The organism is Nonomuraea sp. NPDC050227 (genome assembly GCF_044459705.1).
Taxonomy (GTDB): domain Bacteria; phylum Actinomycetota; class Actinomycetes; order Streptosporangiales; family Streptosporangiaceae; genus Nonomuraea.
In genome coordinates this window covers 351,016-376,277 of the sequence record NZ_JBITJF010000010.1, presented here as the reverse complement: position 1 = coordinate 376,277, position 25,262 = coordinate 351,016, and the positions used below count along the sequence as shown (strand labels likewise).

30 protein-coding genes are annotated in these 25,262 nt (G+C 74.9%); 17 read left to right on the top strand and 13 right to left on the bottom strand.

What is annotated here, in order from left to right; genetic code table 11:
• Window positions 1–60 precede the first annotated feature (60 nt).
• A complete protein-coding gene (locus ACIBK9_RS35295) occupies window positions 61–528 on the top strand; it encodes a MarR family winged helix-turn-helix transcriptional regulator (RefSeq protein ID WP_387680820.1) in 468 nt (155 codons plus the stop codon).
• A 122-nt stretch (window positions 529–650) separates the two neighbouring features.
• A complete protein-coding gene (locus ACIBK9_RS35290) occupies window positions 651–1,406 on the top strand; it encodes a sigma 54 modulation/S30EA ribosomal C-terminal domain-containing protein (protein WP_397162984.1) in 756 nt (251 codons plus the stop codon).
• Window positions 1,407–1,648: 242 nt separating this feature from the next.
• Here ACIBK9_RS35290 and ACIBK9_RS35285 read toward each other — a convergent pair whose 3' ends face one another.
• Entirely contained in the window at window positions 1,649–2,074 is a 426-nt protein-coding gene (locus ACIBK9_RS35285; protein WP_397162982.1) for a pyridoxamine 5'-phosphate oxidase family protein, read from the bottom strand.
• Window positions 2,075–2,286: 212 nt separating this feature from the next.
• Between ACIBK9_RS35285 and ACIBK9_RS35280 the strand changes: the two genes are divergently transcribed.
• The 9 genes from ACIBK9_RS35280 (at window position 2,287) to ACIBK9_RS35240 (ending at window position 9,816) form a co-directional block, all read left to right on the top strand.
• A complete protein-coding gene (locus ACIBK9_RS35280) occupies window positions 2,287–3,453 on the top strand; it encodes a globin domain-containing protein (RefSeq protein WP_358300482.1) in 1,167 nt (388 codons plus the stop codon).
• Window positions 3,454–3,526: 73 nt separating this feature from the next.
• Window positions 3,527–4,018, top strand: coding sequence for a hypothetical protein (locus ACIBK9_RS35275; RefSeq protein WP_397162980.1), 492 nt, complete (start codon window positions 3,527–3,529; stop codon window positions 4,016–4,018).
• Between the two features lie 15 nt (window positions 4,019–4,033).
• A complete protein-coding gene (locus tag ACIBK9_RS35270) occupies window positions 4,034–4,591 on the top strand; it encodes a hemerythrin domain-containing protein (RefSeq protein WP_358300487.1) in 558 nt (185 codons plus the stop codon).
• Window positions 4,584–6,011 (top strand): nitronate monooxygenase, encoded by a 1,428-nt coding sequence (locus ACIBK9_RS35265; RefSeq protein ID WP_397162978.1) that lies wholly within the window; start codon window positions 4,584–4,586, stop codon window positions 6,009–6,011. Before ACIBK9_RS35270 ends, ACIBK9_RS35265 begins: the two co-directional genes overlap by 8 nt.
• Entirely contained in the window at window positions 6,008–7,198 is a 1,191-nt protein-coding gene (locus tag ACIBK9_RS35260; RefSeq protein WP_397162977.1) for a TIGR04053 family radical SAM/SPASM domain-containing protein, read from the top strand. Before ACIBK9_RS35265 ends, ACIBK9_RS35260 begins: the two co-directional genes overlap by 4 nt.
• Before the next feature lie 7 nt (window positions 7,199–7,205).
• Window positions 7,206–7,577, top strand: coding sequence for a hypothetical protein (locus tag ACIBK9_RS35255; RefSeq protein WP_397162976.1), 372 nt, complete (start codon window positions 7,206–7,208; stop codon window positions 7,575–7,577).
• Window positions 7,574–8,011, top strand: coding sequence for a hypothetical protein (locus ACIBK9_RS35250; RefSeq protein WP_358300499.1), 438 nt, complete (start codon window positions 7,574–7,576; stop codon window positions 8,009–8,011). The genes ACIBK9_RS35255 and ACIBK9_RS35250 overlap by 4 nt, the downstream gene beginning before the upstream one ends.
• 110 nt (window positions 8,012–8,121) lie before the next feature.
• Entirely contained in the window at window positions 8,122–9,117 is a 996-nt protein-coding gene (locus tag ACIBK9_RS35245; protein WP_397162975.1) for an Acg family FMN-binding oxidoreductase, read from the top strand.
• A gap of 57 nt (window positions 9,118–9,174) precedes the next feature.
• Entirely contained in the window at window positions 9,175–9,816 is a 642-nt protein-coding gene (locus ACIBK9_RS35240; protein ID WP_397162973.1) for a class I SAM-dependent methyltransferase, read from the top strand.
• On the opposite strand, the gene ACIBK9_RS35235 is transcribed toward ACIBK9_RS35240, so the two are convergent.
• Window positions 9,785–10,366 carry a hypothetical protein gene (locus tag ACIBK9_RS35235; RefSeq protein ID WP_397162972.1) on the bottom strand — a complete coding sequence of 194 codons (582 nt, stop codon included), beginning with the start codon at window positions 10,364–10,366 and terminating at the stop codon, window positions 9,785–9,787. The genes ACIBK9_RS35240 and ACIBK9_RS35235 overlap by 32 nt on opposite strands.
• Window positions 10,367–10,491: 125 nt before the next feature.
• Between ACIBK9_RS35235 and ACIBK9_RS35230 the strand changes: the two genes are divergently transcribed.
• Window positions 10,492–11,094 (top strand): RICIN domain-containing protein, encoded by a 603-nt coding sequence (locus ACIBK9_RS35230; protein ID WP_397162971.1) that lies wholly within the window; start codon window positions 10,492–10,494, stop codon window positions 11,092–11,094.
• Window positions 11,095–11,140: 46 nt separating this feature from the next.
• Here the strand turns inward: ACIBK9_RS35230 and ACIBK9_RS35225 are convergent, their stop codons facing one another.
• Window positions 11,141–12,547 carry an FAD-binding oxidoreductase gene (locus ACIBK9_RS35225; RefSeq protein ID WP_397162970.1) on the bottom strand — a complete coding sequence of 469 codons (1,407 nt, stop codon included), beginning with the start codon at window positions 12,545–12,547 and terminating at the stop codon, window positions 11,141–11,143.
• 95 nt (window positions 12,548–12,642) lie between these two features.
• Between ACIBK9_RS35225 and ACIBK9_RS35220 the strand changes: the two genes are divergently transcribed.
• Window positions 12,643–13,122 carry a MarR family winged helix-turn-helix transcriptional regulator gene (locus tag ACIBK9_RS35220; RefSeq protein WP_397162968.1) on the top strand — a complete coding sequence of 160 codons (480 nt, stop codon included), beginning with the start codon at window positions 12,643–12,645 and terminating at the stop codon, window positions 13,120–13,122.
• On the opposite strand, the gene ACIBK9_RS35215 is transcribed toward ACIBK9_RS35220, so the two are convergent.
• On the bottom strand, window positions 13,061–14,491 hold the full coding sequence (locus ACIBK9_RS35215; protein ID WP_397162966.1) for an MDR family MFS transporter: 1,431 nt from the start codon (window positions 14,489–14,491) through the stop codon (window positions 13,061–13,063). The genes ACIBK9_RS35220 and ACIBK9_RS35215 overlap by 62 nt on opposite strands.
• A 98-nt stretch (window positions 14,492–14,589) precedes the next feature.
• On the opposite strand from ACIBK9_RS35215, the gene ACIBK9_RS35210 reads away from it, so the two are divergent.
• Window positions 14,590–15,234 (top strand): TetR/AcrR family transcriptional regulator, encoded by a 645-nt coding sequence (locus tag ACIBK9_RS35210; protein ID WP_397162964.1) that lies wholly within the window; start codon window positions 14,590–14,592, stop codon window positions 15,232–15,234.
• Here the strand turns inward: ACIBK9_RS35210 and ACIBK9_RS35205 are convergent.
• The 5 genes from ACIBK9_RS35205 to ACIBK9_RS35185 form a co-directional block, all read right to left on the bottom strand.
• Window positions 15,224–15,814, bottom strand: a complete 591-nt coding sequence (locus tag ACIBK9_RS35205) for a LuxR C-terminal-related transcriptional regulator (RefSeq protein WP_397163089.1) — start codon at window positions 15,812–15,814, stop codon at window positions 15,224–15,226. The two genes, ACIBK9_RS35210 and ACIBK9_RS35205, sit on opposite strands and share 11 nt — an antisense overlap.
• Window positions 15,815–15,858: 44 nt before the next feature.
• On the bottom strand, window positions 15,859–17,076 hold the full coding sequence (locus tag ACIBK9_RS35200) for a sensor histidine kinase (protein WP_397162962.1): 1,218 nt from the start codon (window positions 17,074–17,076) through the stop codon (window positions 15,859–15,861).
• Between the two features lie 77 nt (window positions 17,077–17,153).
• Window positions 17,154–18,665 (bottom strand): nitrilase-related carbon-nitrogen hydrolase, encoded by a 1,512-nt coding sequence (locus tag ACIBK9_RS35195; RefSeq protein WP_397162961.1) that lies wholly within the window; start codon window positions 18,663–18,665, stop codon window positions 17,154–17,156.
• Window positions 18,666–18,809: 144 nt separating this feature from the next.
• Entirely contained in the window at window positions 18,810–19,424 is a 615-nt protein-coding gene (locus ACIBK9_RS35190; protein WP_387680773.1) for a TetR/AcrR family transcriptional regulator, read from the bottom strand.
• Between the two features lie 45 nt (window positions 19,425–19,469).
• Window positions 19,470–19,778, bottom strand: coding sequence for a DUF6653 family protein (locus ACIBK9_RS35185; RefSeq protein WP_397162959.1), 309 nt, complete (start codon window positions 19,776–19,778; stop codon window positions 19,470–19,472).
• A 103-nt stretch (window positions 19,779–19,881) separates the two neighbouring features.
• Between ACIBK9_RS35185 and ACIBK9_RS35180 the strand changes: the two genes are divergently transcribed.
• Entirely contained in the window at window positions 19,882–20,859 is a 978-nt protein-coding gene (locus ACIBK9_RS35180; protein ID WP_397162958.1) for a phosphotransferase family protein, read from the top strand.
• Window positions 20,860–20,874: 15 nt separating this feature from the next.
• On the opposite strand, the gene ACIBK9_RS35175 is transcribed toward ACIBK9_RS35180, so the two are convergent.
• Window positions 20,875–21,468 carry a pyridoxamine 5'-phosphate oxidase family protein gene (locus ACIBK9_RS35175; protein ID WP_364341678.1) on the bottom strand — a complete coding sequence of 198 codons (594 nt, stop codon included), beginning with the start codon at window positions 21,466–21,468 and terminating at the stop codon, window positions 20,875–20,877.
• A 75-nt stretch (window positions 21,469–21,543) separates the two neighbouring features.
• Between ACIBK9_RS35175 and ACIBK9_RS35170 the strand changes: the two genes are divergently transcribed.
• Window positions 21,544–22,011, top strand: a complete 468-nt coding sequence (locus tag ACIBK9_RS35170) for a cupin domain-containing protein (protein ID WP_358300548.1) — start codon at window positions 21,544–21,546, stop codon at window positions 22,009–22,011.
• Between the two features lie 12 nt (window positions 22,012–22,023).
• Here ACIBK9_RS35170 and ACIBK9_RS35165 read toward each other — a convergent pair whose 3' ends face one another.
• Entirely contained in the window at window positions 22,024–22,926 is a 903-nt protein-coding gene (locus ACIBK9_RS35165; RefSeq protein ID WP_397162957.1) for a GlxA family transcriptional regulator, read from the bottom strand.
• 13 nt (window positions 22,927–22,939) lie between these two features.
• Window positions 22,940–23,524 carry a cysteine hydrolase family protein gene (locus ACIBK9_RS35160; protein WP_397162955.1) on the bottom strand — a complete coding sequence of 195 codons (585 nt, stop codon included), beginning with the start codon at window positions 23,522–23,524 and terminating at the stop codon, window positions 22,940–22,942.
• Window positions 23,525–23,724: 200 nt separating this feature from the next.
• Here ACIBK9_RS35160 and ACIBK9_RS35155 point away from each other — a divergent pair, with 200 nt between their 5' ends.
• The gene (locus ACIBK9_RS35155; RefSeq protein ID WP_397162953.1) at window positions 23,725–24,243 is read left to right on the top strand and encodes a hypothetical protein; all 519 of its coding nucleotides are present in this window, start codon (window positions 23,725–23,727) and stop codon (window positions 24,241–24,243) included.
• A gap of 90 nt (window positions 24,244–24,333) precedes the next feature.
• On the opposite strand, the gene ACIBK9_RS35150 is transcribed toward ACIBK9_RS35155, so the two are convergent.
• Entirely contained in the window at window positions 24,334–25,251 is a 918-nt protein-coding gene (locus tag ACIBK9_RS35150; RefSeq protein WP_397162951.1) for an AraC family transcriptional regulator, read from the bottom strand.
• Window positions 25,252–25,262: the final 11 nt, after the last annotated feature.

Below are 25,262 nucleotides of genomic sequence, written 5' to 3'. Positions count from 1 at the left end.
CTTCTCTCTAGAGAAAGGTTCACCCTTGTGAAAGGTTCTGTGCGGAGTACAGTATGCGCTGTGTCCGCGTCCCGCAACCGCCCGATGGGCGTCGCCTTCCTGCTCGCGCAGCTCGGCGCGCACGCCGCCGGCCGGTTCGCCGCGCGGGTCGCCGAGCTCGGCCTGTCGCCGTCCGACGTCGGGCTGCTGCGGATGATCGCCCTCCAGCCGGGCCGCAGCCAGCAGTCGCTCGCCGCCGACCTCGGCGTCGTGCCCAGCCGGGTCACCGCGCTGCTCGACCCGCTCGACCGGGCCGGCCTGGTGGAGCGGCGCCGCTCGGCCGGCGACCGCCGCAACCACGAGCTGCACCTGACCGAGCAGGGCGCGAAGGTGATGGAGGACATCAGGAAGACCGCGATGGCGCACGAGGCCGACCTGACCTCGTGCCTCAGCCCTGACCAGCGCGGCGAGCTGCTCGCCCTGCTGGAGCTGGTCGCCGCCGACCAGGGCCTGACGCCGGGCGTGCATCCCGGCTACCGCCGCTCCTGAGGCCGCCCGCCGCGCGGCGGGCCGTAGGTCCCCGCGCGGGAGGACCTACGGCTCTGGCCGCCGCGTCCGCCCAGGCCAGAGGCTTGGATCATCACCACCGGATGCGAAGAAGGTGTTCACGAATGAGGCACAGGCCCATCGCCCTTGACGCCGACGACGTGCAGGTCAGGATCCGCGGCGGCGGCGTGCGCGCGGCCGACGTGCGGCGTGCCCGCCACACCGTGGCCGACCTGACCCGGCTCGCCCACGAGCCGGTGCTCGGCGCGACGGTCAAGCTCGCCGCCACGCCGCAGGTCGCGGGGGAGCGGCGGACGGCCGAGGCCGTGGTGGACGTCCAGGGCCGGCTCATCAGGGCCCGGGCCGGCGCCGGCTCCACCCGCGCCGCCATCCACCTGCTCGGCGACCGGCTGCGGGCGCGGCTGCTGGAGAGCACCCGGGACTGGGAGAACCGGCGCGGCCGCCACCCCCGTCCGCCCCACCCCGCCCCGCCCGCCGGGGAACGCCGGATCGTCCGGACCTGCACGGCCGCCCGCGCCGTGCCCGACGAGGCGGCGGTGGACCTGGACGACCTCGACTACGACTTCCTGCTGTTCACCGAGACCGCGACCGGCCAGGACAGCGTGATCTACCGCACCGGCGACGGCTACCGCCTCGCCCAGCTCGACCCCCGTCCCGACCTGCCGGCGCCGACCTGCGCGGGGATCTCGGTCAGCCCGCTGCCCGCCCCCCGCCTCACCGCCGGGCAGGCCCTCGACCGGCTGGAGCTGACCGGTTTCCCGTTCGTCTTCTTCGCCGACTCCGCCACCGGGGCGGGCTGCCTCCTCTACCGCCGCGACGACGGGGACTACGGCCTGGTGACCACCGCGCACCAGGACTGAGCGCCGGGGGCGCCCCCCCCCCCGGGGGGGGGGGGCGCGGCGCCCCGCCCCCCCACACCCCACCCCCCGGGCGGGCCGCGGAGCCGGGCGGCGGGCCGGCTGGCCGCCGCCCCCCCCCGGGGGGGGGGCGCCCCCCCCCCCCCCCGCGCCGCGGGGGCCCCCCCCGGGGGCCCCCCCCCCCCCCCCCGCGGGGCCCCGGCCCCCCCCCGGGGGGGGGGCGGCGCCGCCCGTTCAAGGACCCGTCACACGACGGCCGCGCGGGCGGCCGCGATGCGGCGGCCGGAGATCTGCTCGGCCTCCACCACGATGTAGTGGTCCCGGTCGCCCGGCGCCCACGTCGTCAGCGGCAGCTCAGCCAGGCGGGCCAGCTCGGCGGCGTCGGTCACCTCGCGCGCGTGCCCCACCGCCGTGACCGACCAGCCGGTACGCCGCCCGGCGTCGAAGTCGTCGGCCTCGAAGGCCACCACGGCCCGCCGGGTGGCCGCCGCCAGCTTCGACCCCGTCGCGGTGCGGATCACGATGGACCGCCCGTCGAGACAGAAGTTCACCGGCTGGACGGCGGGCAGGGCACGATCGGTGAACACGATCCGCCCGATGGGCATCGAGGACAGCAGCAGGAAGCACTCCTCCTCGGAGAGCACCTGCAGTCCGGACGAGTCGAGCTGCATGCTCTCCAGGATCCCCCACCCGCCCCCGCCCGCGGCAGGGACGAAAGTCCCATCTTCCCCCGCGACCGGCCCGCGGACGCCGGATGTCCCGTCCGGGACCTTCGGCCCTTCAAAAGCGGACGTTCGCCCCGGTCAGCGGCCGGGCCCCGCTCCCTAGCCTGGGAACCGGCCCGCGGTCGCGGGTCTCACCCCTGGGACCTGTGGAGGTCACAATGTTGTCCGCGGAATCCGCCGCCGTCGTCCGTGCCACGCTGCCCGTCGTGGGCGCCTCGCTCGACGCCATCACCGAGCGGTTCTACGCGACGATGTTCGCCGACCGGCCCGAGCTGCTGGACGGCCTGTTCAACCGCGGCAACCAGGCCAGCGGCGAGCAGCGCAAGGCGCTGGCCGCCTCCGTCGCCGCCTTCGCCACCACTCTCCTGGACCACCCCGACCAGCGGCCCGACCACCTGCTCGCGCGCATCGCGCACAAGCACACCGCGGTCGGCGTCACCGACGACCAGTACGTGATCGTGCACAAGTACCTGTTCGGCGCGATCGCCGAGGTGCTGGGCGAGGCCGTCACCCCGCAGGTCGCCGCCGCCTGGGACGAGGTGTACTGGCTGATGGCCGGCGCCCTGATCGCGATGGAGGCCCGCCTCTACGCCGACGCCGGCGCCGTCGAGGGCCGCACGTGGCGGCGCTGGCGGGTGGCCGGCCGCCGCGAGGAGACGCCCGACGTCGCCTCCTTCCTGCTCACCCCGCTCGGCGAGGAGCCCCCGCCGCCCGCCCGCCCCGGCCAGTACGTCAGCGTCCAGGTCGAGATGCCCGACGGCGTGCGCCAGCTGCGCCAGTACACGCTGTCCAACGCCGGCGACGGCCTGCGCCGGATCACCGTCAAGCGCGTGGACGGCGACCCCGCCGGCGAGGTGTCCACCCTGCTGCACGCCACCGTGCGCCAGGGGGACGAGCTCACCCTGTCGGCGCCCTTCGGCGACGTCACCCTGGACGACTCCGAGGCGCCGCTGGTGCTGGTGAGCGCCGGCATCGGCGGCACCCCCATGGTGGCCATGCTCGACCACCTCGCCGCCACCGGCTCCCGCCGCCGCGTCCTGGCCCTGCACGCCGACCGCTCGCCCGACCGGCACGCGCTGCGCGAGGACATGACCCGCCTGGCCCCCGAGCACGTCTTCTGGTACGAGCACGGCGCCCAGGCCCCCGACCGCGACGGCCTGATGGACCTCGGCGGCGTGCCGATCCCGCAGGGCGCGGTCGCCTACCTGTGCGGGCCGCTGCCCTTCATGCGCGAGGCGCGCGCCGCGCTGCTCAAGGCCGGCGTGGCGGCCCGCGACGTGCACTACGAGGTCTTCGGGCCCGACCTGTGGCTCGCCGCCGGCTGACCGCCCGCCCCGGCGGCCCGCCCGCCGGCCCACCCGCCGGTCCACCGGCGATCCACGTGACCAGGAGGATGAGATGAGCGTTGTCCGAGGCGCGGCGAGAGCGCTGCTGGGCGCCGCCGGCGCCGCGATGGCGGCCGCCGGCCCCGTCATGGCCGCCCGAGGCGTCCAGGCGCGCGGCGAGATCCGCGACGAGCTGCGCCGGCAGGCCATCAGTTTCCCCGGCAAGGGGCTGCCCGCCGAGCTCGCCGCCCACGAGGGCCGCGCCGTCCTGACCGGCCCGCAGGCCAGGGCCTACGCCCAGGTGATCGGCCGCAACGTGCTGATCGCCACCGGCGGCCGGACGTACGCGCAGGTCAGTGCCGAGCTGTTCGCGGCGGGCGGCGCGGACGCCGAGCTGGAGAGCCTGCGGCAGACCGCCTTCACCGGCCAGATGCTGCGCGCCTCCCTGCTCAACGCCTACCAGGCCTGGCAGCTCGGCAACCTGGCCATCGGCCTCGGCGGGCTGCTGACGCTCACCGGCGCCGCCCTGCTGACCTGCGGCGCCACCCTCGCCGCCGACGAGTGACAGGGGACGGGAACCATGCGACCGGCGACGTCCGGAACCATCCAGCTGGAGGACTGTGTGCTGTCCATCGGCCATCACTTCACCGAGACCTTCCACGCCGAGCACCGCGAGGTCAGGGACCTGCTGCTCGCGCTGATCGACGCCTTCGGCGCCGGCGACGCGGCGCGGGCCGGGAAACTGGTGGCGGCGCTGTCGGCGGCCGTCGGGCCGCACTTCCGCTACGAGGAGGAGGCCATGTACCCCGGCCTGACGTCCGTCCTCGGCGCGCACTACGTGGACAAGCTGCTCAGCGACCACGACGACACGATCCGCAACATCCGCGAGCTGGCCGAGCTGGCCGACCTGGCCGCGGTCGACGGCCTGGGCGAGATCGACGAGAACCAGGCCGCCTGGGGCGTCGCCCTGGCACGGGAGATCCTGCCGCACGTCAGCGACTGCGATGGCCTGTCGCTCATGGTCGAGACGCTGCCCGAGGACGACGTCGTGCACATCCTGGCCACCCGCGAGGTGGCCAGGGAGATCAACGCCGACGTGCTCACCTGGGCCGGCACGCTGCGGGCGCGGCGTGTCTGAGGCCGGGCTCCCCGTCCTGATCCAGGGCGGCATGGGCGTCGCGGTGTCCGGCTGGCGGCTGGCGCGCGCGGTCGCCCGTACCGGGCAGCTCGGCGTGGTGTCGGGCACCGCCCTGGACGTCGCCCTGGCCCGCCGCCTCCAGCGCGGCGACCCCGGCGGAGACCTGCGCCGGGCACTGGCCGGCTTCCCCATCCCCGAGATCGCCGAACGGGTGCTCGGACGTTGGTTCGTGCCCGGCGGGATCGCGCCCGGCACGCCCTACCGGCCGGTGCCCCGGCTCGGACTGCGGCCCAGCCGGGCCCGCGACGAGCTGGCCGTGGTCGCCAACTTCGCCGAGGTCTTCCTGGCCAAGCAGGGCCACGACGGGCCGGTCGGCGTCAACTACCTGGAGAAGATCCAGCTCGCCACGCCCGCCGCCGCCTACGGCGCGATGCTGGCCGGCGTCGACTACGTGCTGATGGGCGCCGGCATCCCGGCGGAGATACCGGCGCTGCTCGACGCCTTCGCCGCGCACCGCCCGGCCGAGCTCACCGTCGCCGTGGCCGACGCCGGCGACGCCCGCCACACGGTCGGCCTCGACCCGGCCGCGCTGTGGCCCGGGGCCGCCCCCGCCGAGCCGCTGCGGCGGCCCAAGCTGCTGGCGATCGTCTCCTCGCACGTGCTGGCCGCCTACCTGGCCCGCTCGCCGGTGACCAGGCCCGACGGGTTCGTCCTGGAGACGCCGGTGGCCGGCGGGCACAGCGCGCCGCCGCGCGGCCGGCTGGTGCTCGACGAGCGCGGCGAACCCGTCTACGGGCCGCGCGACGAGGCCGACACCGCCAAGGTCGCCGCGATCGGGCTGCCGTTCTGGCTGGCCGGCGGCTACGCCACCCCCGGCGGCGCGGCCGGCGCGCGGGCCACCGGCGCCGCCGGCATCCAGGTCGGGACGGCGTTCGCGCTGTGCCGGGAGTCGGGCCTCGACGACGGCCTGCGGCGGCGCATGCTGAGCCGGGCCCGCCGGGGCGCGCTGGAGGTGCGCAACGACCCGCGCGCCTCGCCCACCGGCTTCCCGTTCAAGGTCGCGGGCCTGCCCGGCACCCTGTCGGAGCCCGAGGTGTTCGACCGGCGTCCCCGGCTGTGCGACCTGGGCTACCTGCGCACCCCGTACGTCAGGCCCGGCGGTGCGATCGGCTACCGCTGCCCCGCCGAACCCGTGGACGCCTACGTCCGCAAGGGCCGGCCCGCCGAGGAGGCCGAGGGCCGCCAGTGCCTGTGCAACGGGCTGACCGCCGCCATCGGCCTGGGCCAGCACCGCGCCGACGGCTACCGCGAGCCCGCCCTGCTCACCCTGGGCCAGGACCTGGCCTTCCTGGACGGCCTGCCCGACGACCACTCGGCCGCCGACGTCGTGGACCACCTCCTGCGAGGAGCACCCGCATGACCGCACCACCCGGCGGGCGGCCGCTGCGCCGCGTCCGGCGCGACGTCGCCGCCGGCCCGTTCATCGTGATCTGGGAGGTCACCCGCGCCTGCCCGCTGGCCTGCCTGCACTGCCGCGCCGAAGCCGTGCCCGACCGGCACCCGGCGGAGCTGACCACCCAGGAGGCGTACCGGCTCATCGGCCAGGTGGCGGACTTCGGCACGCCCCCGCCGCTGTTCGTGATCACCGGTGGCGACCCGTTCGAGCGGCCCGACCTGCTCGACCTGGTCCGCCACGCCCGCGCCCGCGGCCTGGCCCCGGCCGTGTCCCCGTCGGCCACCCCCGCCCTCGACCCGGCCAACCTCGCCCGGCTGCGCGAGGCCGGGGCCGCCGCCGTCTCGCTCAGCCTCGACGGCGCGACCGCGCCCGTCCACGACGCCTTCCGCGGCTACGACGGCGTGTTCACCCGCACCCTGCGCGCCTGGCGGGCGGCCCGCGAAGCCGGGCTCAAGGTGCAGATCAACACCACCGTGACCCGCCACAACCTGACGAGCCTGCCGGACATCGCCGCCCTGGTACGCCGGGAGGGCGCGCTGCTGTGGAGCGTGTTCTTCCTCGTGCCCACCGGCCGGGGCCGCGACCTGTCGGCCCTGACCCCGCAGGAGACCGAGGACGTGCTGCACTTCGTGCACGACGTCGGCACCGCGATCCCGGTCAAGACCACCGAGGCGCACCACTTCCGGCGGGTCGCCGTGCAACGGCTGATTCTGGCCGGACAGGGCGTGGACCACGCCGAGGCGCTCCGGCTCGGCCCGCTCTACCGCGCCCTGCGGCGACGCGCCGAACAGGCCGGGCTGATCGAGGAGCGGCGCACCCGCCGCCCGCCCGTCGACGTCAACGCCGGACGCGGGTTCGTCTTCGTCTCCCACACCGGGACCGTGCACCCCTCGGGCTTCCTCCCGCTGGCCGCCGGGAACGTGCGCGACCGGCCCCTGACCGGGATCTACCGTTCCTCGCCGCTGTTCACCGCGCTGCGCGACCCCGACCGGCTGACCGGCCGCTGCGGCGCGTGCGAGTTCCGCACGATCTGCGGCGGGTCCCGCTCCCGCGCCTACGCCTGCTCGGGGGACGTCCTCGGCGAGGAGCCGTGGTGCGCCTACGAGCCAGGCAGCTTCCCCTACCAGAAGGAACTGGCCGCCCATGTATGAGCCGCCCGTGCATGACAGGAGAAGGGCCGGCGCGCTGGCCGCGCCCTACGACACGATGCTGGCCGCCTACGCCGCCGCGCTGGCCGGCTCGCCGCTGGCCGCCTCCAGCAAGGCCAGCTACCTGCGCCGCGTCGGCCGCTACCTGACCTGGGTCGCCGCCGCCTCCGACCGCGGCCTGCTGGCGGGCGAGCCGCTGGCCGACACGACGGTGGCCGTCCGCACCGCCCACGCCTACCACGGCGAGCTGCACGGCCGCTACGCACCCAGCACGATCAACAGCACCCTGGCCGCGCTGGAGGACTTCTACGCCCGGCTCCACCTCGGCGCGACCGGCATCCCCCGCCGGCCGGCGCCCGGCGACCGGGCGGCCGCGCGATGACCTGGTGGGCGGTGGTGCGCTTCCTGCACGTACTCGGGGCCGCGCTGTGGGTCGGCGGCCAGCTCGCCGTCTCCCTCGTCCTGCTGCCCCTGGCCCGGCGCCTGCTGGACGACGAGCGCCGCGCCCTGGTGCTCGGCGCCGTCGGCCGCCGGTTCGGGCTGCTCACCGCCGCCCTGTTCCTGCCCCTCCAGCTCGCCACCGGCGTGGCCATCGCCTGGCACAAGGGCGTCACCTGGGCCTCGCTCGCCGAACCCGGCTACGGCCGCGTCCTGGCCGCCAAACTCCTGCTGTTCTGCGCCGTCATGGCCGCCGCCGCCCTGCACGGCTGGGCCGCCGCCCGCGCCCGCCCCCGCCTGGCCCGGACGATGGCCGTCAGCGCCCTGGTGGGGTCGATCGGCGTCGTGCTGCTGGCCGCCGCGCTGCCCGCCACCTGATCATGGCCGATCGGAGGCGCGGAAAGGGACTTTGGTCCCTGACGGCGGCACCGCCGGCCGCGCCATCGTGGAGACATGCCCGCAGCAACCGTCGTGCCGGGAGCCCCGCGATGACCGGCGCCGGCCTCGCCCGCCCCTGGGACGGACCCTTCGCCTCACATGCCGGCGTGCGCCGGATCGTCGCCGCCGCCGTCGCGGCGCCCTCGGTGCACAACACCCAGCCCTGGCGCTTCCGCCGCCTCGACGACACCACCATGGAGCAGTACGCCGACCTCGACCGGCTGCTCGCCGTCACCGACCCCCTGGGACGCGGCCTCGGCATCAGCTGCGGGGCCGCGCTGTTCAACCTGCGGCTGGCGGTCCGGATGACCGGGCACGACCCCGGCGTCCTGCCGCTGCCCGACCCGGGCGGCCGGCCCGAGCTGCTGGCGACCGTACGGGCCACGCCCGGCGGGCCGCCCACCCCCGACGAGCGGCTGCTGCACGACATGATCCCGCACCGGCGCACCAACCGCTTCCCCTTCGAGCGCCGCCCGCTGCCCAGGGACGTCCTGCTCGACCTGGTCAACGCCGCTCACGACGAGGACGCCACGCTGCTCCTCGTCAAGGGCGGGACGGCCAGGCGGGTGCTGGACATGGTCGCCCTGGCCGACGACACGCTGACGGCCGACGCCGCCTACCGGGCCGAGCTGGCCCGCTGGACCCGGCCGGCAGGCGGCCCCGACGGCGTCCCCGCCCACGCCTTCGGCCCGCGCCCGCGCTCCGGCGAACTGCCCATGCGCGGCTTCGGCGGCGGCGAGGTCGCCGACTTCGAGGCCGAGCCGCAGCTCGTCGCCCTGTTCACCCAGGGGGACGGCCCGCACGACTGGCTGCGCGCCGGGCAGGCCCTGCAACGCGTCCTGCTCACCGCCACCGCGCACGGCGTGGCGGCCTCGATGTTCAGCCAGCCGCTCGACCTGCGCCCGCCGCAGCACCGCGGCGACCGTCCCGGCCCGTTCGGGCACGTGCAGATGCTGATCAGGCTCGGGTACGGGCCGCCGGTCCCGCGCGTCCCCCGGCGCCCGGTGTACGAGGTCCTCGACCGGACGGGGGCCCGGCGTGCCTGAGCGGCGCGGCCCCCGATCCACCGGCCCTCGGCGGCCGCAGACAGGAAGGTGCCCGGGATGCCGGTCGACGTCCGGATAGAGAGCGGCAGGCCGATCGACCTGCCGCCGCCGAGGTGGGCCCGCGCGTCCTGGCACCTGCGGGCGAACGCGACCGTCGTGGCCTGGCTGGCGCTGACCGTCGTCGCCGCCCTGGCGGGCGACGTGCTGCCGTTCCCCGCCGACGCGTTCGCCGTGGTGGCGAACCGGCACGAGTCCTACGACCCGCGCGAGGTCCGCCGCGTGCTGGCCGACGACGGGGTCTTCGTCACCCAGCAGGTGGGCGGCCGCGATCTCGAAGAGGTCAACAGGGCCCTGGGCGCGCCGCCGCTCGCGTACCGCGGCTGGGACCTCGCCCGTGCCGCCGCCGGGCCGGCCGAGGCCGGGCTCACCGTGACGTGGACCGCGCGGGCGCGGGTGCGGACGACGTTCCACGACGTCGGCGCGCTCGTGCTGTTCCTGCGGATGGTGCCGTGGCAGGTCCCCGATTTCGACGCCGTCCGGTACGGCCACCGCCTGCGCGCCCTGCACGACCGGATGGCGGGCGGCCGGCCGCTGACCGCCCACGCCCACCGCTTCGCCCTGCTGGCCCGCCGCCCACCCGGAGCGGGGACGCGGCGGGCGTCCGGTCTCACCTGCTCCACGCCTCGTGGACGGTGGTGATGGCCGAGGAGACGGGCCGGCCGCCGGGCCACGTGACGGCCGGCCGGCCCGGCACGGGGACGCCGTCCACGGTGATCGAGGCGTGCTCGCACGGGATGATCTGCATCGACAGCCCGTGGCTGACGCCCAGCAGCGGGAAGTCGGCCATCGAGAACGGCCTGGCGTCCAGCGGCCCGGTGATGCTGACCGCCAGGCCGGCCGCCGTCGCGTGCGTGCCCGTCGCGGGGTCCACACGCAGGTCCACGGCGGCCCGCTGCACCCGCGCGGCGGGCCAGGACGGCAGCGCGGCGGCCTCGTCGAAGTGCCGGACGAAGTGCTCCTCGATCCACGTCCCGAGCTCCGGGTCGTCGCTCACGACGCGCAGCCCGGCGGGCGTCCACACCACCATCACCGCGCCGGCGCCGTGCGTCGACCAGTCGACCTGCCACAGGGAGGCGTACCCGGTGGGGACGTCGCCGTCGTAGAGGGTGACGTACGGGTTGGCGCCGGCCAGCAGCGGCCGGCGGGTCACGTAGGCGCTCGTCGGCGCGCCCTCACTGGTGCTGAGCATGAGCCGATCATGGACGCTTCTGCCCCTCGATGGCCAGCCCGCCCACCTGAGTAGGGCGGTACTCATGCCCTCCCACCGCCGCCGGCGCACCCTGCAAGGGACGGAACACCGGAAAGGAGCATGCGGTGCGCAAGGGCGTACATCTTCGACGGATCGGCCGCCGGGGGCTGCTGGCCGTGATCATGGTCGTGTCGGTCGCCGTGCCCCTGTGGTCGGCGGCGGCCCCGGCCTCCGGGGCCGTGGCGGCCCGCGGGCGCACGCTCGCCGAGCCCTGGTCCAACCTGTTCGAGATCCGCCGGCGCTTCCCCGCGCCGGAGAAATGCGTGGACGTCGACAACGGCTACACCTTCGACGGCGCCAACGTGAAGCAGTGGGAGTGCGTCAACGTCCCGCAGCAGCACTGGCAGTACCAGCGGGTGGCCCCCGGGAGCGAGTGGTTCTTCCTGCGCGCCCAGCACAGCGGCAAGTGCCTGGACGTCGACAACGGCTACACCTTCGACGGCGCCAACGTGAAGCAGTGGGAGTGCGTGAACGTCCCGCAGCAGATGTGGCGCTGGAAGTACGCCTACACCGACGCGTGGTGGAACACCTTCTACTTCCTGGAGAACCAGAAGAGCGGCAAGTGCCTCGACGTCGACCACGGCTGGACGCACAACGGCGCCAACATCCAGCAGTGGACCTGCGACGAGTACGCGGGCCAGCAGTTGTGGTACTTCCGGCCGGTGTGACCCGGCCGGACGGCGCCGGCCCGGCTCCCTCCGGGCCGGCGCCGCCTCACGACGCGGCCGGGGCGATGTTGTGGTTGACGCGGAACAGCCGGTCCGGGTCGTACCGGGCCTTGAGCGCGGACAGCCGCCGGTGGTCCGCCTCGGAGTAGGCCCGCCTGACCGCGTCCGGGGTGGCGTCGTGGTCGAACAGGAAGCCCGGCAACAGGGCGCCGGTGTCCCAGCGCCGCAGCCGGTCCAGCACCTCGTCGGCGGCCGAGCGTGCCGCCTCGGCCCGTCCGGGCGGGGCCGGCAGCCGCAGCCACAGCAGGAAGGCCGCGCCCCTGGTGCCGGCCGCGTGCGGGCGGGCGGGCGGCCGGTCCAGCGCCCCGCCCAGGTGGCGCAGCTGGATGCCGGGGAACGGGCCCTGCGTCCGGGCCGGGTCGATGAACGAGGCCAGCTCCGCGGCGGCGTCGTCGTCCAGCTCGTGCAGCAGCGCGCTGCGCAGGTGCGCCGAGACCGGGTGACGGGGGTCCTGGTAGATCTCGGTGATCCGGCTGTAGGGCATGGCCGCGCAGGTGTCCTTCTCCGGGCCGAGCGCGCGCAACGGCCGCACCAGCCAGGCGCCTTGCTCCTCGTCCCCGGCGTACACCGTCCGGACCTGCACCATCGAGCGGCCGCGGAACTCCCGCGGCAACTGCGGCGCGTCGGGGAAGCGCACCAGCGTCACGGAGGACGACATCTCCTCCGGCTGCTCCTTCGCCCAGGCCAGGTAGGAGCGCAGGACGTGGGCGGTGTGCCCGGGGTCCTCGCCCGGGTAGTACAGCTCGCCGCCGTGGACCGTGCGCAGCGGCAGCAGCTCGATCTCGGCCGCGACGACGACGCCGAAGTTGCCCTTTCCGCCGCGTACCGCCCAGAACAGGTCGGGCTCCGCGCCGGGCGAGACGGTCCGCAGCCGGCCGTCGGCGGTGACGACGTCCAGCGAGCGGACGCGGTCGGCGGCGAACCCGTACGTGCGGGCGGCCAGCGGGAGCCCGCCGCCGGTCAGGAAGCCCATCACCCCGACCTCGGCCGACGATCCGCACAGCGGCGCGAGCCCGTGGGGGGCCGCCGCGGCGACCACCTCGCCCCAGCGCAGGCCCGCGCCGATCCGCGCGGTGCGGGCGTCCGGGTTCACCGACAGCTCGCGCAGCTCGCCGGTGGCGATGAGGACGGCTCCGTCGGCGGGCAGCGACTTGCCGTGCCCGGTGGACTGCACCGCGACCGCGCGTCCCGTCCGGGCCGCGTACGTGACGGCGGTGGCCACGTCGCCGGCGTCGGCGGCGACCACGACCACCGCGGGCCGGTGCTGGACCGTCAGGAGCCAGCCGGAGCAGGCGTCCGCGAAGCCCTCGTCGCCCGGCAGGAGCGTGCGGCCCCGGATCAGCGTGGCCAGGGTCGCCACGTCGTGCGTCGGGCCGGTCCGGACGTCGGTCATGTTGCACCTCACTCAATAGTTGGTCGGGCCAACGTTGGTTCGGCCAACAATACAGACATTCGTGGGTGGTGCCAACGACTTGTTAGATTGCCTCTGTGAACATCCCGGAGGGGAGGCCGCCGGAGCGGCTGCGCGCGCTGCCGAGCAGGCTGACCAACCACGCGGCGCTGGCCGCCAACCGGATCGTGGACCAGGCGTTCGCCCAGGCCCAGGTCCGGCGCTACCACTACGCGCTGCTCGCCGCGCTGGAGGAGTACGGCCCGGCGAGCCAGGCCGCGCTCGGCCGGCGTACCGGCATCGACCGCAGCGACATGGTGGCGACCGTCAACGACCTGGCCGGGCGCGCGCTCGTCGAACGCGCGCCCGACCCGGGGGACCGCCGCCGCAACATCGTCACCATCACGGCGGAGGGCCGCCGCCGGCTGGCCGAGCTCGACCGCCTGCTGGCCCGCGCGCAGGACGAGTTCCTCGCCCCGCTGCCCCCCGCCGACCGCGAGCGCCTGGTCGACCTGCTCACCCGCCTGGCCGACCATCACGCCGCGCCGAGCGGAAGAAAGCCACCGGAACCAGGGTGACCAGGCACAGTCCGAAGGCCCACCAGAAGGCGGTGCCATAGGCGTGCGCCGGGCCGTCGCCCTGGCGCAGCCCGCTGTCCAGGACGGTGGTGAGGATGGCGGTGCCCAGCGAGCCGCCGAGCCGGTTGACGACGTTCAGCGCGCCGGCGGCGCCCGGCGTCTGCTGCCGGTCGACCGAGGCGTACGCCGCGGCCATGGTGGGCGCGGAGACGCCGCCGATGCCCAGGCCGTACAGGACCAGGCAGAGGGTCAGCAGCCAGGTGTCCGGACGGGCGGGGGCCTGGGTGAAGGCGAGCAGCCCGGCCAGCGAGAGCACGAGCCCGCCCGTCACGACGGCGCGCGGGCCGTGGCGGTCGGCCAGCCGCCCGGCGGCGAACGAGCCGACGGCGGCCCCGAGCGCCTGCGGGGTGAGCAGGAGGCCCGTCGAGAGCGTGTCGGCGTGCCGGTCGTGCTGGAAGAACAGCGGCAGCAGGATCATGGAGCTGTAGAGCGAGGCCCCGAGCAGGAACAGCGCCACGCAGGCCGCGGTGAACCCGCCCTTGGCGAACAGGCGTACGTCGATCAGCGGCTGACGGCGGGTGCGCAGCGCGTGCACCAGGTAGCCGGCGACCAGTGCCAGCCCCGCGCCGACCAGCACGGCGGGCGTCCACGCCCCCTCGCGCCCGCCCGCCATGGTGAGCCCGTAGACCACCGCCGCCAGGCCGGGGGAGAGCAGCGCCAGGCCGAGGAGGTCGAGCCTGGGCGCGCCGCCGGGCCCGTCCCCGTCCCCGTCCTCGTCCCGGGCCAGGACGCGGGCGGCCACCGGCAGGACGAGCAGGCAGACGGGCAGGTTGAGGTAGAAGATCCAGCGCCAGTCGAGCTGCTGGACGACCAGGCCGCCCACGATCGGCCCGAGCACCGGGGCGAACATGACGGGGATCGTCAGCACGCTCATGGCCCGGCCGATCCGGGACGGCCCGGCCGCCTGGGCCAGGATCGCCTGGCCGACGGGGTTCATCAGCCCGCCGCCGACCGCCTGCACGAGCCGGAACGCGATGAGGGCCGGCAGCGACCAGGCCAGGCCGCACAGGGCCGAGCCGGCGGTGAAGACCGCCACGGCGGCCATCCACGTGCGCTTGGCCCCGAACCGCCGGCTCAGCCAGCCCGACAGGGGCATGACCACCGCGATCGCGAGCAGGTAGCCGGCCGCCACCCACTGCACGTCGGTCAGCGACGTGCGGAAGTGCGCCGCCATCGCGTCGGCCGCGATGCCCACGGCGGTGGCGTCGATCGTGGCCAGGATCGGGGCCGCGATCAGGACGATCCCCATGCGCAGCAGGTGCGGGTCGAGCCGGTCGCGCGCGGCCCCGGCGGCAGAGGTGGCGGTCATCGAACACCCTTAGGATCGATTGACTAGGACGACTCCAAACACTAGGTCCGACCTATTCGTTAGGTCAAACCTAATGAACGCGCGGAAGGGCACAACTCGTGACCGAACGATCCAAGGGTTTGCGGGAGCGCCAGAAACACCAGACCCGGCAGCTCATCTCCGACGTCGCGACCGGCCTGTTCCTGGAGCGCGGCTACGACGACGTCACCATCGCCGACGTCGCGGCCGCCGCCGGTGTGGCCAAGATGACCGTCACCAACCACTTCCCGCTGAAGGAGGACCTCATCCTCGACCGGCACGAGGAGGTGGTCGACGGCCTGGCCAGGGCCGTGTCGCGGCGCGAGCCCGGCGAGTCGGCCCTGGAGGCCGCCCACCGCGACTACGACGAACGGCTGCGCCGCCGCGACGGCGCGATCCCCGACGCCGGCGCCGACTGGCAGCGGTTGGTACGCGACACGCCCGTGCTGCGGGCCCGTCTGCGCCAGCTGCACGACCAGGCCGAGGCCAAACTGGCCGCCGTCCTGGCCGAGGAGACCGGCGACGGCGGCGTCACGCCCCGCCTGGTGGCCGCCGCGCTCGCCGGGGTGGAGCGGCTGCTGTTCGACGAGGCCCAGCGCCGGGTCCTGGCGGGGGAGGAGTCCGAGGAGATCTTCGCGGCCCTCGCCCGCACCGCGCGGCAGGCCTACGACCTGCTGCGGCCCGCCATCGGCGACTACGCCCGCCGCGCCCCGGTCAGCGGTTGAGATAGGCCAGGACGGCCAGGACCCGGCGGTTGTCGTCCTCGGACTCGGGCAGCTGGAGCTTGCCGAAGATGCTGGAGATGTGCTTGTTGACCGCGCTGGCGGAGATCACGAGCTGGTGCGCGATGGCCGTGTTGGACCGCCCGGCGGCGATCAGGCTCAGCACCTCCCGCTCGCGCGGACTCAGCTCGCCGGTGCGGCCACGCGCGTCGCCGCGGGTCAGCAGCTTGGCGATGACCTGCGCGTCCATCGCCGTGCCGCCCCGGCTCACCGAGGTGACCGCGTCGATGAACTGCCCGGTGTTGGCCACCCGGTCCTTCAGCAGGTAGCCGACCGCCCCCGCGCCGTCGGCCAGCAGCTCGCGGGCGTAGAGCTGCTCCACGTACTGCGACAGCACCAGCACCGGGAAGCCGGGCCGGTCGCGGCGCGCCTGGATCGCGGCCTGCAGCCCCTCGTCGGTGAACGACGGCGGCAGCCGCACGTCGACGACCGCCACGTCCGGCCGCTCGTCGGCCAGCGCCTTGCGCAGGGACGGCCCGTTGTCGACGGCGGCCACGACCGTGAAGCCGTGCTCGGTCAGCATGCGGACCAGCGCGTCCCGGATGAGGAACAGGTCCTCGGCGACGACTACTCGGACCTGATCGCGCACGGCACCTCCAGATGCACCCGGGTGGGCCCGCCGGGCGGGCTGTCGACGGCGATCGTCCCGTCGAAGACGGCCAGCCGGCTCTGGATGCCGCGCAGCCCGGTGCCGTCGGCCGGATCGACGCCGCCGCCGCCGTCGTCCACGACGTCGCAGCTCAGAATCCCGTGCCGGTAGGCGAGCGTGATCTGGACCGTCGCCGCCCCGGCGTGCTTGCTGGTGTTGGCGAGCAGCTCGTTGACCGCGAAGTAGACGGCCGACTCCACCGGCGGCGCGGGCCGTCCGGCCAGGTCGGCGGTGACCTCGACGTCGAGCAGGCAGTCCAGCGCCAGGGCCCGGATCGCGTCGGCGAGGCCGCGGTCGGCCAGGACCGGCGGATGCACGCCGCGTACCAGGTCGCGCAGCTCGTCCAGGGCCTTGGAGGAGGACTCGCGGGCCGTGGCCAGCAGGGCGCGGGCCGCCTCCGGGTCCTCGTCGAACAGCCGCTCGGCGTGGCCCAGCCCCATGCCCAGGGCGACCAGCCGGGCCTGCGCGCCGTCGTGCAGGTCGCGCTCGATCCTGCGCAGCTCGGCGGCCTGGGAGTCGACGCTGTCGGCGCGCGTCTCCACCAGCGTCTCGACCCGCTGCTCCAGCGCGGCCCTGCGCGACGGCCCGAGCAGCGCGCCGGCCCACCGGGCGCGCAGGCGCAGCAGCGGGGGGCCGATGTAGAGGCCGAGCGCGATCAGCGCCAGCCCGACCGGGATCGCCGCAAGCGCGGCGGCCGTCGAGGTGACGTGGATGACGCCGTAGGCGTTCGCGCCGCCGGCCCGCAGGTTGGCCCGCCACACGAACGGCTGCACCGCGACGCCGTACAGGCCGTACAGCGGCATGCCCAGCGCCAGCGCGGACGCCCACGTGCCCATGAGCGGGTCGAGGACGCCCCACAGCACGTCCCGCCAGGTCGCCGGGTCCTTCAGCAGCGCGGACGCGTCCGTCCCCGGACCGTAGGGACGCTCGACGCGCACGCCGAGCCGGCCGGCCAGCCGCCGGGCCGCGTCCGCGACCGCGCGCTGCAGCGTCACCGCCTGCCGGAACGCCCCCCGGCCCACGCCGGCCACCGCCGGCACCGCGCTGAGCACGACCAGGACGGCCGCGAGCACGCCGGCCACCGACAGCCCGATCATGGCCAGCGCCCGCACCGGCGTCGTGAGTCTCGCCTTCACCCCTCGTCTCCCCGTCGTCCGCGTCTTCGCGTTCCGCGCCCGTGGCATCATCGCACCTTCCTCCGCAAATCCCATGGTCAGCCCCGGTACGCGGCCCGCCGGAGCACGGCGAGCCCGGTCAGCCCGGCCAGGGCGGCCGCGCACAGCCCGGCGAACAGGTCGCCGACCAGGCCGTACAGCGTCCAGGCGCCGCGGGTCGGGACGGAGACGACCATGCTCTGCCGCACCGTGCCGAAGTAGTTCGCCCTGGCCAGCGGGGTGCCGTAGGCGTCGACGGTGATCGCCAGGCCGTTGCTGGCCGTCCGGACGAGGCTGTAGCCGTTCTCCACGGCCCGGAACACCGCGTTCGCCGCGTGCATGCGCTCGATGCCCTTCCAGTCGTTGGCCGGCACGAACATGACGTCGGCGCGGGTGCGCAGCGTGGCGGGGAAGTCGGCGTCGAAGCAGATGACGTGGGCCAGCCTCCCGTAGGGAGTGCCGGTCACCGGCACGACCCCGTCGCCCGGCCGCAGGCTCTCCATGCCGGGCACCGGATGCGCCTTGTCGAAGACCGACGCCACCCGCCCCTCGGGGGTCACCAGCACGGCCAGGTCGCGGGAGCGCGGCTCCCCGTCGAGGACGACGGCCACCCCCATGTCGAGATAGACGCCCTTCTCCCTGGCGAGGTCCTGGGCCTTGCGCAGGAAGCCGGGGTAGTCCTCGCCGAGCACGACCGCGGCGGTCTCGGCCCAGGCCACGATCCGGGCGCCGCCGTCGGCCTCGGTCCGGGTGCGGGCGAACAGGTCGTCGTCGATCACCGCGAACGCCTTGCGCAGCGTCGGCTTCTGCTCGGGCAGGACCTGCGGGGTGTGGAAGTCGTGGATCTCCCGCATGCGCTTCTCGGCGGCCGGCGAGGCGCTGATCCCGGCGACGCGCACCAGCTCCGGCGCGACCGGCCCGGCCGCCAGCCGCAGGCCGCCGCCGAGCAGCACCGGGACGAGCACCGAGACGTACGTCAGCGTGACGCCCCGGACCGACGGCCAGGCCACCCGGCGTTCCAGCAAGAGGTTGACGACCGGCGCGGCCCACGCCATCAGGAAGCTGATCCCGTAGACGCCGGTGACGGACGCCGTCTGGAGCAGCGGCAGGTTCGCCGACTGCGTCGCGGCCAGCGGCCCGAAGATCGTGCCCAGCGGGCTGACCGTGGCGATCAGGAACTCGGCCGTCACCCGGGCGGCCGGGAAGACCAGCGTGCCGGCGATCGGGCCGAGCCGCCGGACGAGCAGCCGGTCGGCCAGCAGCGGCAGGCTCAGGACCAGGCTGAGCAGCAGACAGCCGAGCAGGATCGGCGGGACGGTGAGCCCGCCCGCCGCCGCGACGAAGACCACCGTCGTCGCGGCGGCCGACAGGCCCACGGCCGCGAGCCCGGCCGGGACGCCCGAGCTGCGGGTGAAGCGCATGAGGCCGATGGAGAACAGCCATCCGGCCAGCGGGACCGACCATTCGCTGTTCGTCCCGAACAGCCCGAGCACGATCCCCGCCGCCAGCCAGGCGTATTTTCGCCGGCCGCCGGCCAGGTGGGGGATTGTCGTGGTTGCGGTGTTTGCCATGCACAGGAGCCTCGCCGATCGCGCGGCGGCCGCCATTGCGGCTGACTCTCGACTCCCCCTGTAGTTATCTCCACCCCCGGGAGGCCATCTGCGGGGAGGCCATCTGGGGGGAGGCCGTCTGCGCGGAGGCCATCTGCGGGGAGGTCAGCCGCCGGGACGGGCCAGCCCCGCGGCGACGATGTCGATGAGCAGGTCGATGATCCTGGGGTGCAGGTCCGGGTCGCCGAGCCGCTCGGCGAACATCGGCACCAGCAGCACGCACTGCAGCACGCCGATGATGACCGCGGGCTCGGCGTCGACCAGCTCGCCCGCGGCCCGGCGCGCGGTGACGTACTCGGTGAGGGCGGCGGCCGGGCTGCCGGACATCGCGGCGACCCGTTCGGGGTCGAGCTTGCGGGCCACCGCCTGCATCTCCTCCGGATGGGTCATCAGGCGACGCCACAGGGGGTTGACCGACAACTCCTCGACGGTGGCGTGCAGGAACCGGCGCAGCGCCTCGCGCGGGTCGTCGGCGCTCATCAGCGCGCCGTCGATGACCCGCCGCCGCACCTCGCCGGTCTGACGCAGCATCAGCTCCAGGTACAGCGCCTCCTTGGAGTCGAAGAAGACGTAGAAGCTGCTCTTGGCCACCCCCGTGGGAGCCATCAGCTCCTCCAGGGAGGTCTTGCGCAGCCCCTGGCCGGTGAACAGCTTCTCGCCGTTCGCCAGCAACAGGGCGGTGATGCGGGCCTTCTCCTCTGCGGTGAACGCGGGCGGCATCGGGGACAACCTTCCTGCACGACCAGTTATGCCGATCAGATGTTGTCACGAACCCGCGGCGGCGGCGCGGCGCAGGCCCTCCTCGTGGATGGCCACGAAACGGTCGATCTGCCACAGCGCCCAGCTGCGCGGCTCGTGCACCGGTGCGAACGCGTGGGGGTTGAGCCACATCCAGATCACGCCCGCCGCGATCGGGGCCAGGGACCACCAGCCGAGCGCCTCGCGGAAGTAGATCGGCAGCAGGATGGGCGCCAGCCCGGCCATCCGGGTCCACACGCTCCACGGGTTGGCGTGCCGCTTCCATGCCTCGTCGTCGAGTCCGAATGTGGCGGCCGCGGCCTGGGTGAGCTTCATCGTCGCTCCTTGCGGGGAGGGCCGGGACCTCTCCGGCGTCCTAAATTCATAAAACCAGCTCAGAGTTTTGTTTTCAACTGGCCTGGGATGATAGAAAACGATCATGACCCGAACATTCCTGCGGCCCGACGACGTGCGCGACCTGGTCGCCGAGCAGTTCGGCGCCGACCGGCGGCCGGCCGCGCTCGACCGGCTGACCGGCGGCAGCAAGAAGGGCGTCTACCGGCTCCGGCTGGACGACGCGACCAGCGTGATCCTCTACGTCTGGGCGGAGGGCGAGAACTACTGGCCGCCGTCCCCGGCGGTCGAGGACGACCCCTTCACCGACGCGTCGGGAGCCGACCTGTTCGCCGCCGGCCACGCGGCCCTGACCGCGGCGGACGTGCGGGTGCCCCGGCTGCTGGCGCTCGACCCCGGCGGCCGCCACCTCGGCGCCGCCCTCGCCCTGGTCGAGGACGCGGGCGCCACGACGCTGGAGGCCCTGATGGAACGCGACCCGGCCGCCGCCGCCCGGCCGCTGGCCGCGCTCGGCGACGCCCTGCGCCGCATGCACACCACCCTCGGCCCGTCCTACGGCAAGCTCGCCCACCTGGCCGACGGCCGGACCCGGGCGTCCCGGCCCGCCGAGGACGTCGTCCTGGACCGCGCGCTCGCCCATCTCGCCGCCGTCGCCGACCGCGACGCCCGGATGGGCCGGGCGCACGAGCGGATCGCCGCCCACGTTCGCGGCCTGCGCCACGCGGTCGCCCCCCGCGAACGGTACGGGCTCGTGCACGGCGAACTCGGGCCGGACCACGTGCTCGTCACGCCCGCGGGCGACCCCGTCATGATCGACTTCGAGGGCCTGACCTACTTCGACGCCGAGTGGGAGCACGCCTGGCTGCGCATGCGCTTCGAGGACGCCTACCCGGCGCTGCGCCCGCCCGCCCTCGACCCCGACCGGCTGGAGCTCTACCGGTACGCGCAGGTGCTCTCCCTGATCGAGGGCCCGCTGCGCATCGCCGACACCGACTTCCCCAACCGGCGCTGGATGCTGGACCTGGCCGAATGGAACATCGCCAAGGCCCTCGCCGTCCTGTGACGCCGGCCCGTCCGGTCAGGCTTCGCGGGGCAGCGGGGGCAGCGGGAGCGGCAGCCCCGGAAGGCCGTCGATGCTGGTCGCCACGTGCTCCTTCTTGTGGAAGTACGCGTCGAGCGACTCGTCGTCCTCGCGGGCGAAGCGGGAGCCGTGCAGCGGGCGGTCGGCGTCGTAGGTCATGAACGGGACGGCGTACCCGCAGGTGTCGCGGATCAGCCGGGCGGTCACGACGATGATCGCGCGCAGGCCGTGCGGGGCCGGGTCGATGTCCGGGAAGTGCCGCAGCAGCCCGGCCCAGCGGGGGTCGTCGCGGAAGACCGGCTCGCCGTGGCCGTGCACGCGCACGATGTTCGGCGGGCCGTCGAAGGCGCACCACATCAGCGTGACGCGGCCGTTCTCGCGCAGGTGGGCGATGGTCTCGGCGTTGCTGCCGGCGAAGTCGAGGTAGGCCACGGTGTGGTCGTCCAGGACGGCGAACGAGCCCTTCAGACCCTTGGGCGAGAGGTTGACCGTGCCGTCGCCGGCCAGGGGAGCGGTCGCCGTGAAGAAGATGGGCTGGGACTCGATGAACGTGCGCAACCGGCCGTCGATCCGGTCGTAGGTCTTTCCCATGATCCGGATTATCCCCTTTCGCGGTTTCGTGTGGGGGTGAGAGGCGTCGGTCCCGCGGGTGGCAGAATGCCCGGCATGATCGCGAACGAGGGCCCGGAACCGCGTCCCCTGCTCCGGCGTCCCGCCGAGGGCGAGCTCATCGACGTCGCCGGGGTCCGGCACTTCTTCCGGCTGACCGGGGAGCACACCGGGGACCGGTTCGCGTTCGAGGAGTTCACGCTGGACCCGGGCGTCGTCGGGGCGCGCCCGCACGTCCACCACGGCCACGACGAGTACTTCTACGTCCTGGACGGCGAGCTGACCCTGCACGACGGCGCGGGAGAGGTGACGGTCGGCCCCGGCCACCTGCTGGCGGCGACGCGCGGCACCCCGCACGGCTTCCGGAACGCCGGCGACGGCACCGTGCGCGCGCTGTGCCTCTACACGCCCGCCGGCTACGAGGGATACTTCCGCGAGGTGCACGCGGCCGTCGCCGCGGGCGCGCAGATCACCGACGAGCTGCTCGCGGAGTTCCGCTCCCGCTACCGCACCACCTCGCTCTAACCCGCCCGACGGTCAGGGCGCGGCCGCGCGGGTGCGCAGCCGGCGGAGCATCCGGGCGTCGGCGAAGCCCACCTCGCGCGCGGCGACCTCGGCGGTGGCGCCGCGGCCGAGCAGGTGTTCGGCCCGCTCCAGCCGCAGCGCGGTCTGGTAGGCCAGCGGGGTGAGCCCGGTCGCCCGCCGGAACAGCCGGGTCACCGTGCGCTCGCTGCATCCCGCGGCCCCGGCCAGCAGGCTCAGCGGCAGCCGCTCGGTGAACCGGGTCTCGATCAGGTCCTGGATGCGGTGGACCGTCTCGTCCACGTGCGAACGCCGTCGCAGCAGCGGGCTGACCTGCTCCGCCGTGCCGTCGCGGTGGGCGTGCACGAGCATCGCGCGGGCCACCTGCCCCGACGCGTACGGCCCGTGCCGGGTGGTCACCAGGTGCAGCGCCACGTCGATCCCGCCGGCCACGCCGGCCGAGGTGACGATCCGGTCGTCCTCGACGTACAGCGCGTCCCTGGCGACGCTCGCCCGCGGATAGAGGCGGGCCAGCTCGTCCTGGACGGTGTGGTGGGTCGTGCACCGGCGGCCGTCGAGCAGCCCGGCCCGGCCCAGCGCGTCGGCCCCCGCGCACACGCCGGCCACCGTGCCGCCCGACGCGTGGTGTTCGCGCAGCCGGCGCAACGTCTCGCCGCTCGCCGGCCGGGCCGGCCCCCGCCAGCCCGGCACGACGATCAGGTCGTCGGGCGTCAGTGACGGCCACGAGGTCCGCGCGTGCAGCGTCAGCCCCTGCACGCTGGCCACCTCGCGCTCCTCGGCGACGTAGTCGATGGTGTACGGCCGGCCGAGGTCGGCGGCGGTGGAGAACACCTGGGCGGGCCCGGCCACGTCGAGCAGGTGCACCCGCGGGATGAGCAGGAAGACGACTCGGGACATGACCGGCGCCTCCTCAGTTCCCGGTGAGCTCGTCCACGGTCCTGATCGTGGCGAAACGACCCGACAGAGCGTATTCGGTACGGGCGAGGATCTCGTCCACGCCGAGCGTGCGCGGATCCCGCACGAGCTCGTCGAAGGGGGCGTCGCCGGGCGCGTCGCGGTGGGGGAGCGGCGTGGTGGCGGTGGCGTCGATGGCGAAGTCGACCTCGAAGCCCAGGTCGGAGGCGAGGCGCGCGGTGGTCTCGCAGCACTGCTCGGTCCGGATGCCGCAGACGGTCAGCCGCCTGACGCCGCGCCGGGTGAGGAACTGGTGGAGATTGGTGGTGGTGAAGGCGTTGTGCGCCGACTTGGTGAGGACGGGCTCGTCCGGAAGGGGCTCCAGGCCGTCCATCAGCTGGACGTACCCGCGGGCCGGATCGAAGACCGTGCCCGAGCCGGGCCGCGACCCGAGCACCCACACGACCGCGTCCCCGGCCTGCCTGGCGGCCGCGGCCAGGCGGTTGACCTGCGGGACGATGTCCGGCCTGGACGCGTGCCGCCAGTCGGGCAGCTGCAGGAAGGAGTTCTGGACGTCGATGACGACGAGGGCGCTGATCACGCCACCCAGGCTGGCCGGACGAGGCACCCGGGCGGAAGGCACGACCTGGTCAGCGTGTGGACCGATCCAGTCGGCGCCCCGCCGCCGGGCCGATATCCCCCCAGCGTGACACCGTAATTCGCGGGCCCTCGCAAGGGCCGGTGCCGCCTGCCACCATGGAGGCGCCAGCTGATCCGGACGATCTCTGGAGGGGGCGTGTCATGAAGTGGTGGGAGGGCGACGACGGACGCCACGAAGGCTGGGATGCCGCCGTCTTCCCGGACGGGCGGGTCTCCACCGGCCCGGCCGACGGCGGGGCGAGGGTGCACCCGATCGGCTCCGACGGCCGCATCGGCTACGGCCGCGGCGACGTCGTGGACGGCCGCACCGCGATCGGCTGGCGCGGCCACTGCGCCTGCGGATGGCAGGGGCCGCTGTGGGAACGCGTGGCCCAGACGCGCCACGACTTCGCGGCCCGGCGCATCTACGCGCTGAGCGAATGCCTGCTGTCCGGCGCCGCCCCCGACGACGTGGCCGTCGCGATCCGCGCGGAGTGGGAGACCCACCTCGACCCGCCGAGCCTGGTCGCCGTCCGCCAGGCCGCCGAGGCCGTGCGCCGGGCCCAGGGCCACCTGGACGCCGCCGTGCGCGCGGCCCGCAAGGAGGGCGGCTCCTGGACCCGGATCGGCGAGTCCGCCGGCGTCCGCCGCCAGTACGCCCAGGACCGCTGGGGGCCCTGACCCGCCGGCTCGTGGGGCCCGAGGTCAGGCCGCCGACCGGGGACAGCAGCCGGGAGATCAGGCCGCCGGCAGGCGGTAGCGGCCGGAAGGTCAGGCCGCCGACCGGCGGTAGCGGCCGGGGGCGACGCCGAACTCGCGCTTGAAGGCGTTGCCGAAGGCGAACTCCGACCCGTACCCCACCTGCTCGGCCACCCGCGCCACCGGCGCGTCGGACTCGCGCAGCAGGCGGGCCGCGCTCATCAGCCGCCACCACGTCAGGTACGCCAGCGGCGGCTGCCCCACCAGCCCGGTGAAGCGGCGGGCGAAGCCGGCCCGGGACATGCCCGCGTGCGCGCCGAGCGACTCGACGGTCCAGCGGCGGGCCGGGTCGCGGTGGATGGCGTCGAGCGCCCGGCCGACGACGGGGTCGGCCAGCGCGGCGGCCCAGCCGGAGACCGTGCAGGGCTCACCCTGGGTCTCGAAGTAGGCGCGCAGGACGTAAAGCTGCAACATGTCGAGCAGGGACGACACGACGGTGTCGGTGCCGGGCCGCGGGCCGTCGATCTCGGCGGCCAGCAGCTCGACGGCGGCCCGCAGCTCCGGACGGCTGCCGAGCGTCGCGGGCAGGTGGATCACGCCGGGCAGCGAGCCCAGGATGGGGTGGGTCCGGTCGAGTTCGAGCCGGTAGCCGCAGGACAGGACCACCGTCTCGGCCCCCGTGCCGCCGAACCCGGCCGACGCGAACAGCTCCGAGTGCGGCTCGCAGTCGGACTCGGCCAGCGGGCGGGCGGGATCGTCGGCCAGCCCGAAGTCGTCGCCGTGCGGCAGGAACACCACGTCGCCCACGCTGAGCGGGACGGGCTCGCCGTCCGGCGGGATCAGCCAGCACGACCCGCGCAGCACCACGTGGAACCCCGCCGACCCCGGCACCGAGCGGAACGCCACCCCCCACGGCGCCCGCCAGGAGATGCGGGAGGAGGTGGGGCGCCCGCACCGCATGAAGGCCATCACGTCGCTCAGCACGTCCATGGGGATCGAGT

Bases quoted from the DNA above. Each gene is read 5' to 3' on its own strand.
- ACIBK9_RS35190 (WP_387680773.1), bottom strand. From the start codon at position 19,424: ATGCCGCCCGCGTTCACCGCAGAGGAGAAGGCCCGCATCACCGCCCTG.
- ACIBK9_RS35205 (WP_397163089.1), bottom strand. From the start codon at position 15,814: ATGCTGACCGAGCACGGCTTCACGGTCGTGGCCGCCGTCGACAACGGG.
- ACIBK9_RS35260 (WP_397162977.1), top strand. From the start codon at position 6,008: ATGACCGCACCACCCGGCGGGCGGCCGCTGCGCCGCGTCCGGCGCGAC.
- ACIBK9_RS35275 (WP_397162980.1), top strand. From the start codon at position 3,527: ATGAGCGTTGTCCGAGGCGCGGCGAGAGCGCTGCTGGGCGCCGCCGGC.
- ACIBK9_RS35195 (WP_397162961.1), bottom strand. From the start codon at position 18,665: ATGGCAAACACCGCAACCACGACAATCCCCCACCTGGCCGGCGGCCGG.
- ACIBK9_RS35270 (WP_358300487.1), top strand. From the start codon at position 4,034: ATGCGACCGGCGACGTCCGGAACCATCCAGCTGGAGGACTGTGTGCTG.
- ACIBK9_RS35165 (WP_397162957.1), bottom strand. From the start codon at position 22,926: ATGTCCCGAGTCGTCTTCCTGCTCATCCCGCGGGTGCACCTGCTCGAC.
- ACIBK9_RS35155 (WP_397162953.1), top strand. From the start codon at position 23,725: ATGAAGTGGTGGGAGGGCGACGACGGACGCCACGAAGGCTGGGATGCC.
- ACIBK9_RS35285 (WP_397162982.1), bottom strand. From the start codon at position 2,074: ATGCAGCTCGACTCGTCCGGACTGCAGGTGCTCTCCGAGGAGGAGTGC.
- ACIBK9_RS35150 (WP_397162951.1), bottom strand. From the start codon at position 25,251: ATGGACGTGCTGAGCGACGTGATGGCCTTCATGCGGTGCGGGCGCCCC.
- ACIBK9_RS35175 (WP_364341678.1), bottom strand. From the start codon at position 21,468: ATGGGAAAGACCTACGACCGGATCGACGGCCGGTTGCGCACGTTCATC.
- ACIBK9_RS35250 (WP_358300499.1), top strand. From the start codon at position 7,574: ATGACCTGGTGGGCGGTGGTGCGCTTCCTGCACGTACTCGGGGCCGCG.
- ACIBK9_RS35290 (WP_397162984.1), top strand. From the start codon at position 651: ATGAGGCACAGGCCCATCGCCCTTGACGCCGACGACGTGCAGGTCAGG.
- ACIBK9_RS35245 (WP_397162975.1), top strand. From the start codon at position 8,122: ATGACCGGCGCCGGCCTCGCCCGCCCCTGGGACGGACCCTTCGCCTCA.
- ACIBK9_RS35215 (WP_397162966.1), bottom strand. From the start codon at position 14,491: ATGACCGCCACCTCTGCCGCCGGGGCCGCGCGCGACCGGCTCGACCCG.
- ACIBK9_RS35185 (WP_397162959.1), bottom strand. From the start codon at position 19,778: ATGAAGCTCACCCAGGCCGCGGCCGCCACATTCGGACTCGACGACGAG.
- ACIBK9_RS35225 (WP_397162970.1), bottom strand. From the start codon at position 12,547: ATGACCGACGTCCGGACCGGCCCGACGCACGACGTGGCGACCCTGGCC.
- ACIBK9_RS35280 (WP_358300482.1), top strand. From the start codon at position 2,287: ATGTTGTCCGCGGAATCCGCCGCCGTCGTCCGTGCCACGCTGCCCGTC.
- ACIBK9_RS35240 (WP_397162973.1), top strand. From the start codon at position 9,175: ATGCCGGTCGACGTCCGGATAGAGAGCGGCAGGCCGATCGACCTGCCG.
- ACIBK9_RS35235 (WP_397162972.1), bottom strand. From the start codon at position 10,366: ATGCTCAGCACCAGTGAGGGCGCGCCGACGAGCGCCTACGTGACCCGC.
- ACIBK9_RS35170 (WP_358300548.1), top strand. From the start codon at position 21,544: ATGATCGCGAACGAGGGCCCGGAACCGCGTCCCCTGCTCCGGCGTCCC.
- ACIBK9_RS35180 (WP_397162958.1), top strand. From the start codon at position 19,882: ATGACCCGAACATTCCTGCGGCCCGACGACGTGCGCGACCTGGTCGCC.